This window comes from uncultured Flavobacterium sp. (assembly GCF_963974175.1).
Taxonomy (GTDB): domain Bacteria; phylum Bacteroidota; class Bacteroidia; order Flavobacteriales; family Flavobacteriaceae; genus Flavobacterium.
Genome location: NZ_CAXBBR010000003.1, coordinates 512,737 through 525,829 on the forward strand (window position 1 = coordinate 512,737; position 13,093 = coordinate 525,829).

A 13,093-nucleotide genomic window follows, 5' to 3' on the forward strand; every position below is an offset into this window, starting at 1 on the left:
ATACAAATCCCGTCTCAATCATATTTGAGACGGGATTTTTTTATGCAACAAGTTTGTATGGCACTATTTTTATTCTAAAACCTCTAACAATACATGAGCTTCTGTACCATTAGGAAAAGGAATCTTAATCTTTTGAGCCAGTGTTGGAGCAATTTGTGTGATAACCTTTCTATCGTGTGTTTCACCCTTCTTAATGTGCCAGCCATAAAATATAAGTGGCACATGCGTATCATAGCTGTAAGGAGTACCGTGTGAAGTACCAGTTCCCTGGTATTCGATGTAACCGGGTTTATCTAAAACTACTAAATCTCCATTCTGAGTAACATCATAGCCTTTTGCTATACAATCCAAAAAGTAATCACTTCCTGATGAAGCAAGAACTTCTTCTTCCGTAAACACTCTTTTAACTTGCTTTTGAGTCATTAAAAAGTCTTTGAAAGATTGCTTTACTTTCGACAATTCCAATCCTTTGGTTTTGATGATTTCTCTATTGAAATAGAGATTAAAATTAGAATAATTTAAAACTAAATCCGCTCCAAAAGTATTTGTGGAAAACTCCCTTAACGAACTAACCAACTCTTTTGGGTTAACACTTTTTACATCATATTTATTATCTTTAAGGTAATTGACATTTTCAGCGCCCGCATGATCAGCAGTCAAGAAAAGCAGGTAATTATCTTTACCAACAGTTTTATCCAGATAGACTAAAAACTCAGCAATCGTCTGATCCAATCGCAAATAAGTATCTTGCAATTCCATCGCACGAGGACCTACTAAGTGACCTACGTAATCTGTTGATGAAAAACTCACGGTCAAAAAATCAGTACTATCATCTTTACCCAATTTTTCATTTTCAATGGCTTTCATGGCAAAATCCGCCAAGAGATTATTACCAAACGGAGTAGAACGAATCACCCCTGCATCATTTTTATTATACATCGACTTTAAATCATAGGGAAAAACGGCTGCATCGCTACCATATAATTTACCTTCATAAGGATTGTTATCCTCCAAGCTTTCATTATAAGTACTTTTAGGTTTCAATAAATCCCAACCTTTATTAATATATGGCATATAATGCTTCTCCTTATTGAATTGAGTCACCCATTCCGGTAAAGCCGCGCCATAAAAAGAACTTGATATAAAGTCCCCGCCGCTGCTGTACCAAAAAGCCCAATTGGCAAAATGCCCTGCAGGCAAAATTGCACCACGATCTTTAAGACTGAGTCCAATCACTTTCCCTTTATAATTTGTAGCCATACGTAATTCATCTGTGATGGTAGTGGTTTGCAAATTTGCTGGTGACATTTTTCCTTCTTCTGCGCTTCCATTACCTAAACCACTAACAGCATTATCATCGGTGCAATACCTGTTTTTTTCCGTACTCCTATTGAACCAATCATTACCTACGATTCCATGTGTTGCGGGAGTTGTCCCAGTATAAATAGAAGCATGACCCGGTCCCGTATAGGTCGGCATATAATTAAAATGCATATTTTGGAAGGTATAACCGTTCCCCATCAACCTTTTAAATCCGTTAGGGGAAAAATCATCCGAAAAACGATACAAGTATTCCATTTTCATTTGATCAACCACAATACCTACAACCAATTTAGGTCGTTCTTGTGCTTGTAAATTTGACAAAATAATAAACGCCAAAAACAAAAATATTTTTTTCATAATAAAAATTTTATAATAGCAAAAATACATTATAGATTCCAAAAAAACCTAAAGATGGAACCTCTAAGAATGAAAATTAATGGTAACATAACTACTGTACCCTAACTTGTACTAAAACAAGCCAATAAAAATCTTAAAACAACAGTAAATTGATTTAATTTTAAAACAAATTTAAAATTGCATAAACGATCTAAAAATACTAATAATGGAAATGTACGACAACAAAGATGTTTTTGATAAATCTTGGGATAAAAATTATTTGTCCGAAGAACTGATTCAAGCACAATGGGCAGAATTTGTCGAACTTAAAAAGGTCATTGCAGAATTATACCAAAAAAAGAAAACACCTTTGTCCATCCTGGATATCGGAATTGGAAATGCCAGAATAGCAAAACATCTTAGTGGTATCACTGAAATTTGGGATATGGTTGGTTCCTATGACGGAACTGATAATGCGGAAGCTTGTGTGCTACTGTCAAGACAAACGGCAAAAGAATTAAAAATTGATGATAAAGTAACGGTATATCTTGAAGACGCCATCAATTTAGATAAATGGAAGAAAAAATATGATTTAATTATTATCACCTGGTTTACGGCTGGCAACTTTTATCCCAATAATTTTAATTTTGAAAGCTATAATCCATCAGAGAAGCGGTTTGATCTATCAAGAAATGAAAAATTTGAAACTATATTTTCAAATTTGTATCAGTTATTGAACCCTGCAGGGGAAATATTAATTGGCGCCTGTTATATTGACAATGAAAGAACCAGATTAAAACAAGAACATTCCTATCACAAGATGGGTATGACGATACTAACTGATGCAAAAGACAGTTTTACGGCTACCAAAGAAAGATTTTGGTCCCAGCGTTTTACGGAAGAAAAAATGCTAGATTACTTATCTTTTGTTGAACCCAAAAAAATAACATTTACCTTACTTGACACCTATGATTATGCGATGCAGCTGAGAATAAAGAAATAATAGCTTTAAGGTTCATGCTATAAAACCAACTTACTCACTTAGCTTTTTTTCAAGTATATATACTTATTTAGCAATCAAACTGAACACACTACAATATTATTTCAATTGTATCCTCCTATTCAAAAAACCTACGATTTAGATCAGGATTTGAGAAACATCTTTGAAAAAACAACCGATAAACTTATTGGACTTGGCAGGCTGCACTCGACACCATAAAAAGGTAAAACAATTTGGCTTTAAGTCTTTCAATAAAATCTCAAGATCTATAATAAACCAAAATACATTAAATTATTTTAATAATTAGGAGTACAAATGCATCGGCTAAATGAAATTAATGAACTCATTTAAAAATTAATAAAAATGCGAATATTATTTCAATGCCAAAATAAAAGCTTTTAGATCTCGATTTAGAGGTTCTCGAAATATAGAATTATACCTTTTTAGGCTAACTAATATTTAAACTTGATTTATATCACTGTACATGCTTTAGATTGATTCTATAAAACCACACAAATTAACTAGTTTACAACTACATACTCCCAATCCCGAAAAATAAACAAACCAAAGTTTTAATAGCCACTTTTCTGGACTCTTCTGTAGCGTTTTCAGGAAAACATATACGATACCACTCCACTGATTTCGTTTTTTCCATCGATGGTTTTCCAAAATGCGAATAAGTGGTAGTAACAAAATGTTTGTTTTTTGAGAAAGTAGGGTTTGCAATAGATTGATTTTCAGGATTGCAATTTTGAACAATCATTATACCCCACTTCTCCTCTCCTGATTTTATCTCAATAATTCCACGGTTCTCATTATCTTCAGAAAATAGAGGTTTGTTATGTAATAAACCCCAATCGCTCGGATATGCAGTAAATACTCTCGTGAGCGGATAGTGCAGAATTGAATTCTGTTCCCACAAAGTTGAACAAGTCAAACCTTTCATTAAAAAATTACAACTAAAATTAATTGAACACAAAGTTACCAACTATAAGATTTTAAACACTTGATTTATGATAAGAAATAACAAAGTCTAAGTCTATAACCATTATTTCCAATGCACCATATTCTTCATAATGGGCTGAAGTTCCCAATGAAAACCAACAAATATATTTGACAAACGTGACTTTGAGAATAATATACCATGACAACTCAATACAAGCCTTTCAGAAAGTTGATTTTTTTTGGAATTGGAGTAAATTATGACTTCTACAAAACAACAATATCAAGCGTGCTGAAAAGCTCTTTTGAAATATTTGCTGTAATGTCATAAGGCGGCTTCGTTGATACTATCATTTGATACTACCAAAAAAATAGTTTTGTTTCTCCATTTACACAAATTTAACTGTTACTAAATTCAACAACAACTTCAAATACCACAACTTAGCCCGAAAATACTTCAAGACCTTTACTGTTTTACCTATTTGTGGTAAAAAATAGTATTGATTAACGATTGCTGATTTTTAATAGAGTGAATTACGGTTTCTAAAAACCAACAAAAATAATCATACTGAAAAGCCCTTTTGAAATTTATCAAAAGGGCTTTTTTATGAACCGCGTTGCAAACGCTACATTTTATATTCCAATTTAAGTAGGTACTCGTCGCAGACGAGCACAGAGGGTATTATAAATAGATTCGATTAGAAAAACAACAATTTTTTTCTTTGTCTTTACCGCACTTCATCTAAACTAAAAGGTATTTCATCGAAAAAGAAAATTCTCAAGCAGCAATGATGGTAATTTTGAGTATCAAATTACAAGAATTTTTAGAGAAACCGGATTTGGTCTTGGTCGTTTAAGATTCTTTAACCCTTAAATACTCCTGTTATGAAAACTACTATTTACCAAACCGTATTATTGCTTTTTTCTATTTTTACAATAAGTTCATGTTCTGTAGATGATCAACAAAGCACGCCACCAGATTTAAAAGCGAAGATTACAAAAACATACATATATAATTCAGATGAAAAGGAGGTCCTAAATTTAATAAACGATTATAGACTTAATGAAGGTTTAAATGCTTTGGAATTACAAGACCATATCTCGTTTAAATCTGAAGAGCATATTAATTATATGATTGAAAATAAAGTTGTTAATCATAATGGTTTTGTCGCACGATCTGAAAATATTATAGAAGTCCTTGGAGCGAAAAACGTAAGTGAAAACGTTGCCTACAATTTCAGATCTCCACAAGCTGCTTTTAAGGCCTGGCTAAATAGTCCTGGACATAAACAAAACATTGTTGGTGATCATACTCATTTTGGGATTTCTATAAAAGCCTGCCCTCAATCTGGAAAAAAATACTACACTAATATTTTCGCTAAAATCTAATTCCATTTTTTTTATTGCGGCTAAGTTATATCTATAACTTAGCTGCTTTTTTATATTCAAAACCAAAATACTTCGATCATTAGTCCATTTATAACTTCTGCTGCAAAGAAGTCCTATTTGGATATATTAAATAATAAAAGGACTTTTTAGTTTTATAGTAATCATATTAAACGTCTATAGATTCTCGTACTATAAGTACTCCTCTTTTTTGCATAGTATTCTTGAAGTGCTTTTTATTGCAAAAATTATACTTAAAGCTAAACACCTTTCATTGGTCGACAGATGATGGTCAACCGTCGAAAACATCTCAATAAAACTTGATATGCTGAGTACTTTTACACCATAACCTTAACACATATATTATGAAAAATTTAAATGTATTATTCGCAGTTCTAATTGTTGGAACATTTCAAACACTAAGTGCACAAGATTTTAATGACCAAGCAAGTGCCTCTCACTCCTTAAGCTACGTTGTACCTCAAATTGCAATTTTGGACATTTTTGACACAAATGGCAATATTCACGAGCCTTCTTTTATATTGCTTAACGCAGATCACGGAACCGCTACTGAGGCTGGAACTTATGATTTTACTACTATGGATTATAACAGTTTGTTTATTAATTATACAAGTGTTGTTCCAGCTGCTGCAGCCGATTTAAATCATATTGATGTTAGTGTCTCTGGAACTTTGCCATCAGGTGCAAATTTAAGAATTACTCCTCAACAACCAGTAATTGTTGCTGGTGGTGGGGATGCTTCAAAAGGAGTTTCTGTAACGGGTGGCGTTATTTTCAATAATGATAACCTAGCTCCAAAAACGTTGGTTAATACTATTGGAAGTGTTTACACAGGAGATGGTGCACATGGTGTACAATTAAATTATGCTTTGGAGCAAGTTGGTGAGTTTACTGATTTTAAAGCTGGTACATACAATGCAGATGTTACTTATACAATTTCTAACATCTAATAAGCAACAAACCTACTTTTCAAAAAGGTGTCTCCCTATCAGGAGACGCCTTTTTGATTTATAATTATTCCATTTTAAAACATTGTGGTAATCAATATTAAGCAGTAATCAAGATCGCATTGTTTTGCCCCATAAAATTAAAGATCTCCCTGAAAGGCAGTCTACATCACATAAATAGAATTGTATCATGTTAATTTTGAAAAGCATAGGTACAAATTTTCCGTCCAACATCTCTATTTTTTGAGAATCCGTTTTTTTATTTTCCAAAGCTAATTTTAATGTAAAAGCTGCAACTACCCTTTTCCCTACTTCTCTTAAAGTAAGAAATTAACCATTAGTCTATACTTAATTACCATCTACCGACAGAGACCCGAAAAAAGAATTTAAAGGCCTTAAATTCAATCAAATTAAAACTTTAAAACAGAAATTAATATAAAAATATTTACCATGAAAACAGCTAATCTAACTTTTATTCTTTTTGCTTTTTTAATTAATTCAACTTTTGCAAATGTCATTGTTTATAATGGCCTTACACATGTATATTCTGGAAATATAGGAGATGTAATTTATGGTGAAGTAATATTGGTAAATACTTCTGAAGTTGAAGAACGTGTAACATTTACACTTAGCGACGCCATATTTTCCTGTACTACAAACCGAATTTTTAGTCAAAAGCGAACTCATTCTAATTCATCCAATGAATGGTTTAAGGGAGACTTATTAGATAAAGTTTTAGGTCCAAAAGAAAAATTCGTCTATAAATTCACGATAGAAGTTCCTGCAGATAATTCATTAAAGGGTTCATATTGGTCTGTATTGATGGTCAATGTTGAAGAACCAATTAGCGAGAAAAACCTTTCTAATGGTGTAAGTCTAAATAACAAAGTACGATATGGCATTGCGTTAATAACAAATATTAATGAATTTGAAGAAATAGATATTGACTTTAGTACTATCGAACTTATAGAAGATAATGAAACAAAAGCAAAACATCTTGATGTGAAAATTTTGAATAACAGTGTTTTTCTTGAAAACATCAAACTAGCACTCGAAATATATAATAAGGAAGGGAACAAAGTTTATGAATTAAAAACTAACAGGAGCCGTACTTTCCCTGGATTTTGCAAGGACTATAAGTTCGATATTTCCTCACTTGCAAAGGGTGATTATGAATGCATATTAATTGCTGAATCTAGAGAAGAGTTTTTAGGCACCAATATAAGCTTGACCGTAAAGTAAAAACTTGAGAGAATTAACTACCTAAAACTATTATTATGAAAATTCTACATACAACAATCCTGTCATTATGCATATTTACACTAGCTTCTGTAAGCACTTTATTCGCTTCGAATAAACTTGACAGTAGTGGTGCACTAGCGATTGCAGACACTGTAGTTTTTCAAAAAAATGATACTTTAGTTGATTTTACTGTAAAACCCATTCGCAAAAAACAAAAATACGATACAAACAAAACTAATACCATTGCAGTCGAAATAATCAACAATGGAAAAGCAATTAATGAAATTAGTCTATTTCCATTATTACCACACGGATGGAAAGTTTTTTCTACAAGCGATATAAAGTCTTTTAAGGAAAATGAAAAAAAAATAGTCCTAATAAGTTTTTACATTCCTTATAATGCTTCACCAAAAGAAAATGAATTAAGCTTTCGATTGTTACATAAAGGCGTAACCGTTAAAAGTATATACTTGTCTGTATTTGTTTTAGCAAACACTGATTTACAGGTAATAAATGTTCAGTCGCCACAAAACATACAAGCTGGTGAAATAATAAATACAACCTATACAATTAAAAATACTGGAAATATTACCCAAAAAATCGAATTAAAGTCTAATAATGAGATCAAAGGTAGTACATCATATAAAATTTTGCCATCAATGACTGTTCAAGTAAATATCTCTCAAAAAACTGATTCAAACATCAGTACATTGAGAAATGGAAAGACAAGCCTAGAAGTGATGAGTCTGACTTCAGGAAAAAAATATAAAAAATATAGTGCGACGACAATACTTCCCAATAAAATAAAGAAAAAAGATCCCTTTTTTAGGTTTCCAGTCCAAATGAGTTTACTATATAACAGCTACACCAGTAAAACAGAACATTATTCTACAGTGTCAGCTGAAATTAGAGGTGATGGTTATTTAGATAATGAAAGAAATCATACTTTAAATTTTATTTTTAGAGGACCCCGAAATGAACAAATTAAACGATTTGGAGTTACAGATCAATACAGTCTAAGGTATCGTTACAAAGACCTAACGACCGTTAATCTTGGGGACCAGAATAACTTTATTGACCGTTTGGGCTTTAGTAATCGCTATGGTATAGGTGCTAGAATAGACCAAAGACTTAACAATTGGGATGTGTCAGCTTTTTATTTAAAACCACGCCTATATAGCTTCAATTCAAAAGCACTATATGGAGCTAAAACAACTTACCATGTTACCGACTCAATCAGTGGAGGAATTTCTCTTGCACGTTCAAAATCAGATCAACAAAGGTACGGCAATAATAACATTGCAAATAATACTGATGAGGAAGGTCAGATTATTACCTTTAGTTTTAATTATAATAAGAAGGAAACTACCATTGCTGCAGAATCATCAACAAGTATGACTAATAGAAATGTCGACTATGCAAATTATATTAGAATTAATCAAAATTTTAGAAACTGGCATTATTCCGGAAATTACACAATTGCTGGTAAGCAGTATTTTGGAACATTAAATAACAGTATCCAATACACAAATAATTTAAATTACAGACTTAAAAAATGGAACTTTAGTATTGGTCAAAGTTTATACAAAGTAAATAAAAGATTAAATCCTTTGTTTTATGCTGCAGAGCCATTTTTCAAAAGTATTTATGCCAAAATAAGTTATAGATATAATAACAAACATCAAATAAACTTAAGATTTGACCAGAGGCAAAGAGAAGATCGACTGGAGCCAAAAAATTACCATTACAATGAATACGGACTAAATTATAGATATACTTATAATTCTAGAAAATTTACTGCCAACTTTAACGGCCGATTTGGAAAAACTCAGAATTTATTGACTCAAACGGAGAGTTTTAGTAACACTTATTCTCATTCATTAGGTTTATCATACCGTTTTGTAAACAATTTGACTTTAAGAACTAATGTAAATCATAATTACACCAACCGATATGGAAGATCTACGAAGAATGTAAATTACATTACGTATAGTTTAGGCTTTAATTATAAAATCAATAAGCAAATCTATATAAATACAAATTACAATAGTGGTTTCAGTCCTGAAGAAACATTTGCCAAAAGAGATTACATTAATGCAAATTTATCTGCCATATTTAATAAAAATCACCAGTTTCAACTAAGAGCAAATTATTACCAAAGTCCTGGTATTACCAATAGAAAGGAAACATTAATTTACGGAAGATACACCTATACATCAAACGTTCCATTAAAAAAAATGGTAAAACAAGGTGGAGTGAATGGTCATATTATAACTAATGACAATACAATTGATAAAAAGGGAATTAGAATTATTGCCTCTGGAAAAACATTGGTGTCTGATAATTCAGGAAAATTTGAATTTAACAATCTGGATTTAGGGAAAAATTATATTTTGATCGACCAATCATCATTGCCACAAAATGTGGTTGCATCTGCCAAAATGCCTTTGGAGGTAAAAGTACATGAAAACAAAAGAGTATTTCTTGATATTCAACTAGTAAAATCAGCGAACGTTTTTGGAAGTATTAAGTCACAGAACACTGACACAAATAAATTTAATTTGTCGGGCTATGTAAAACTCTATAATAATTCTTTTGTATACTATACAGAAACAGATCCTATGGGAAATTTTAAATTTCAACAAATAGTCCCAGGAAACTATGCCTTAGTTATATTAGAATTTAAAGAAAAAAACAAACTGTTCCAGATTGAAAAAGCAAAAAAGATAAGTATAAATGAAGGTGAAACTGTTAATGCAAATTTTAATTTGAAAGTAAAAAAACAGTTTGTAAAATTCAAAACCAAAAATTTTAAAATCGGGAAATAATGAAAAATATACTCAAAATACTCTTCCTAACACTCATAACATTCACTTCGGCTATTACTTATGGTCAAGAAACTCTAGATGCAGGCAGCGTAAATTCATTTGATTTAGGTGGCGATCAGAACTCAAATATCGGTACAATTAATTTACTGAGCTTTGGAATAATTGATATAGAACCGGATCCAAATAATTCAATTGATTTTAGTGCGCAGTTTACAGATTTAGAAGCAGGTTTGCCCGCAACAGCTCCGACAAACGATGGCGTCTCTGTTAATGAGGAATTATGGCTAAACTATACCTATAGAGAATCTGATGATTTTAATTCGGAGATTGTTGTATATACTAATCAACCCGTACCAAACGGAATAGTAATAACCCTTACGATAGTTAGTATCAGCGCTGGTGGGAATTTCGAGCAAAAGCCAGAAGACAAAAATCCAATCATTTTAAGTGAAATTGAAGCTCCGCTTGTTCTAAAATTAAAAAGTGGATATACTGAAGATGGAAAATTCAGTGGTTATCAGTTGAGATATAGCATCGGAAATAACAACAGTATAAACTTACCTCCGGGGTTTGAAGTTATCTACGAAATAAGACCCCAATAATAACTCTTAAAATTAATGTCATGAAAAATTTACTTATATTTCTAATTGTCTTTTCATTATCTTATTCTTCTATTGCCCAGGTTACAGTGCCTACTGATCTCCGACCCGGTACATTAGACGTAACTGGATTTCCTAGTTTCTCCCAAAGCGTAACTAATGCTGTCTCAGAAGCTGGACAAAATGATAATATTAATGGTTTTGAAAGCGATGAATTTACCTATATCGGTTTTGTATTAGATCCTACTACTATCCCTATTTTAGGAACAGCTGTAACTTCTGAGCAAAATTGTACTGCTAATGTTTTTAGGTATAAAGTATTTATCCATATGGAACTTAATAAAGCTTATGAACAAACTATTATAGAAGCAAAAACTTTTACAAATAGTGGTAACCGTTTCCCTGCAGAAACTTTGTATGATACGGCCCCTCCCGCACTACAGTATTTTGGACCTCGAGACTTATATCCAGAAAATGGTGGCGACTATATAACAATACCTACTAATCCATCGCAGGCAATAAAAATCATGGAATTTATTGGATGCAGGACCGACATCCCAATTGAATTTAGGATAAAACCAAGTGTTTTAAGTCCATCAGGAACAAATAATTTTGAAATATTTTATACCGTTGTAGCTAGTTTACAATAATGTATGATTAAATATTGATACAAATTTATTATATTTAAAAATCTTTTTTTTTTGACCCAGAAATAAGCTAGAACCTAAAAATTTGCAATCAAATATAATAAAGCAATCTAATCTCATTTACATAGAAGAATTATCAGCAGGAGATCAAGTTTTTAAGCTGAAAATTATAGATATAATAAAATACGAGCTTCCTATCGGGATAGCTGTTTTCGAAAAGAAATTAATAGATAAAAAATTAAATGAAGCAGCATAGAGCGTCCATAAATTAAAACATAAGATCAATGTATTAGGAATGGAAGAAAGTTACTACATTACTGAAAGTTTCGAAAAAAAACTAAAAAAAATCCAAAGAGTAAAGTGTAGAGTTCTACCAAATTCTTAGCACTATGCAGAATTTTATTAAAAAATTATAAACCTTAAGCTATGAATTGTATAATAATTGACGATGAAGAATTAGCCAGAACTATAATAGAACAAATGGCATCAAAGGACCCTGAGCTTTTAGTACAGGAAAAATTCTCTAATGCTATTGAAGCTATAAAGTTTTTGAATATGGAAGAGCAGCAAGCCGATCTTATTTTTCTAGATATTCATATGCCTGGATTTACAGGTTTTGATTTTATCAAAACAATTAAAGATCCACCTGCTGTAATTTTAATCACATCAGATAAAAATTTTGCAATCGAAGCATTCGAATATGATTGTATTGTTGACTATTTAGTAAAACCACTATCAGAAGATCGATTTAGTAAAGCGGTCCTCAAAGCAAAAAATAAAAAAAATACTGAAGAGGTGACTTCTTCTTTAAATGGAAACCAAACCGACAACTCAACTGAATTTTATATAAACATTGACAGACGACTCATAAAAATAGTAATAGCTAAAATAAATGTTATTCAAGCTAAAGGAGATTATATTCTTATAAAAACAGAAAGTAAAAACTATACTGTACACTCGACTCTTAAAAAATTAGAAGAAAAACTACCTTCTTCTCTTTTCCTAAAAGTTCATCGTACTTATATTGTAAACCTAAAAAAAATTATCGATATCGAAGACAATAGTATACTAATTAATAAAGACGTCATTCCGGTAAGTAGATCAAACCGTCCTGAGTTGATGAAACGCCTCGATATGTTATAGTAATCAAATTTGAAAGTATATTTTCAAATTTATATCTATTGTTGTTGAACCCTGCAGGGGAATTAGTAATTGGCACCTGTTATATTGACAATGATAGAACCAGATTAAAACAAGAACATTCCTATAATAAAATGGGTATGACAATAATAACTGATGAAACAGACAGTTTTACGGCTACGAAAGAAAAATTCTGGTCCCAGCGCTTTACGGAAGAAAAAATGCGGCACTACTTATCTTTTGTTGAACCGGAAAAAATATCATTCACCGCACTTGATACCTATGATTATGCAATGCTGCTAAGAATTAAGAAATAGTAACTTGATATTCATGGAAACTATCCAATAAAAATTATCAAACAAAAAAACTTCAGCCAGCGTTATCCAACTGAAGTTTCTTGTACTCAGAGCGGGACTTGAACCCGCACGAACATTGCTGTTCACTGGATTTTAAGTCCAGCGTGTCTACCAATTTCACCATCCGAGCATTAATTGTGGTACCTCCAGGGATCGAACCAGGGACACATGGATTTTCAGTCCATTGCTCTACCATCTGAGCTAAGGTACCATACTACTTTATTCATGATAAAGTAGACTTTGATATAAAAAAACCCCGTTCGTTAGAACAGGGTTTTCAAAGAAAGGCGACGACATACTCTCCCACATAACTGCAGTACCATCTG

The 13,093-nt window shown here is 31.8% G+C and carries 12 protein-coding genes and 2 tRNA genes; 10 read left to right on the top strand and 4 right to left on the bottom strand.

Translation table 11 applies throughout. The features are described 5' to 3' along the window. Window positions 1–69 precede the first annotated feature (69 nt). Window positions 70–1,680, bottom strand: a complete 1,611-nt coding sequence (gene pafA / locus AAC069_RS07355) for an alkaline phosphatase PafA (RefSeq protein ID WP_339919824.1) — start codon at window positions 1,678–1,680, stop codon at window positions 70–72. Between the two features lie 205 nt (window positions 1,681–1,885). Between pafA and AAC069_RS07360 the strand changes: the two genes are divergently transcribed. Next, the gene (locus AAC069_RS07360) at window positions 1,886–2,662 is read left to right on the top strand and encodes a hypothetical protein (protein WP_339919825.1); all 777 of its coding nucleotides are present in this window, start codon (window positions 1,886–1,888) and stop codon (window positions 2,660–2,662) included. A 529-nt stretch (window positions 2,663–3,191) separates the two neighbouring features. On the opposite strand, the gene AAC069_RS07365 is transcribed toward AAC069_RS07360, so the two are convergent. Beyond that, window positions 3,192–3,596, bottom strand: a complete 405-nt coding sequence (locus tag AAC069_RS07365; RefSeq protein ID WP_339919826.1) for a hypothetical protein — start codon at window positions 3,594–3,596, stop codon at window positions 3,192–3,194. Between the two features lie 890 nt (window positions 3,597–4,486). Between AAC069_RS07365 and AAC069_RS07370 the strand changes: the two genes are divergently transcribed. The 9 genes from AAC069_RS07370 (at window position 4,487) to AAC069_RS07410 (ending at window position 12,728) form a co-directional block, all read left to right on the top strand. Further along, entirely contained in the window at window positions 4,487–4,990 is a 504-nt protein-coding gene (locus AAC069_RS07370) for a CAP domain-containing protein (RefSeq protein WP_339919827.1), read from the top strand. A 362-nt stretch (window positions 4,991–5,352) separates the two neighbouring features. Beyond that, complete coding sequence (locus AAC069_RS07375) at window positions 5,353–5,958, top strand: hypothetical protein (protein WP_339919828.1); 606 nt, start codon at window positions 5,353–5,355, stop codon at window positions 5,956–5,958. A 447-nt stretch (window positions 5,959–6,405) separates the two neighbouring features. Continuing rightward, window positions 6,406–7,197: a hypothetical protein gene (locus AAC069_RS07380; RefSeq protein ID WP_339919829.1), complete on the top strand. Its 792-nt coding sequence runs from the start codon at window positions 6,406–6,408 to the stop codon at window positions 7,195–7,197. Window positions 7,198–7,232: 35 nt separating this feature from the next. Beyond that, on the top strand, window positions 7,233–10,025 hold the full coding sequence (locus tag AAC069_RS07385) for a hypothetical protein (RefSeq protein ID WP_339919830.1): 2,793 nt from the start codon (window positions 7,233–7,235) through the stop codon (window positions 10,023–10,025). Continuing rightward, window positions 10,025–10,627 (top strand): hypothetical protein, encoded by a 603-nt coding sequence (locus AAC069_RS07390; RefSeq protein ID WP_339919831.1) that lies wholly within the window; start codon window positions 10,025–10,027, stop codon window positions 10,625–10,627. Before AAC069_RS07385 ends, AAC069_RS07390 begins: the two co-directional genes overlap by 1 nt. A gap of 20 nt (window positions 10,628–10,647) precedes the next feature. Beyond that, window positions 10,648–11,274, top strand: a complete 627-nt coding sequence (locus tag AAC069_RS07395; protein WP_339919832.1) for a hypothetical protein — start codon at window positions 10,648–10,650, stop codon at window positions 11,272–11,274. Between the two features lie 82 nt (window positions 11,275–11,356). Continuing rightward, window positions 11,357–11,527, top strand: coding sequence for a hypothetical protein (locus AAC069_RS07400; protein ID WP_339919833.1), 171 nt, complete (start codon window positions 11,357–11,359; stop codon window positions 11,525–11,527). Window positions 11,528–11,697: 170 nt separating this feature from the next. Continuing rightward, window positions 11,698–12,414 carry a LytTR family DNA-binding domain-containing protein gene (locus tag AAC069_RS07405; protein ID WP_339919834.1) on the top strand — a complete coding sequence of 239 codons (717 nt, stop codon included), beginning with the start codon at window positions 11,698–11,700 and terminating at the stop codon, window positions 12,412–12,414. 137 nt (window positions 12,415–12,551) lie between these two features. Then, window positions 12,552–12,728, top strand: a complete 177-nt coding sequence (locus tag AAC069_RS07410) for a hypothetical protein (RefSeq protein WP_339919835.1) — start codon at window positions 12,552–12,554, stop codon at window positions 12,726–12,728. 83 nt (window positions 12,729–12,811) lie between these two features. Here AAC069_RS07410 and AAC069_RS07415 read toward each other — a convergent pair. Together AAC069_RS07415 and AAC069_RS07420 are read right to left on the bottom strand one after the other, a co-directional pair. Next, a tRNA-Leu gene (locus AAC069_RS07415) sits at window positions 12,812–12,897 on the bottom strand. 8 nt (window positions 12,898–12,905) lie between these two features. Beyond that, window positions 12,906–12,978, bottom strand: a tRNA-Phe gene (locus AAC069_RS07420). Window positions 12,979–13,093 lie beyond the last annotated feature (115 nt).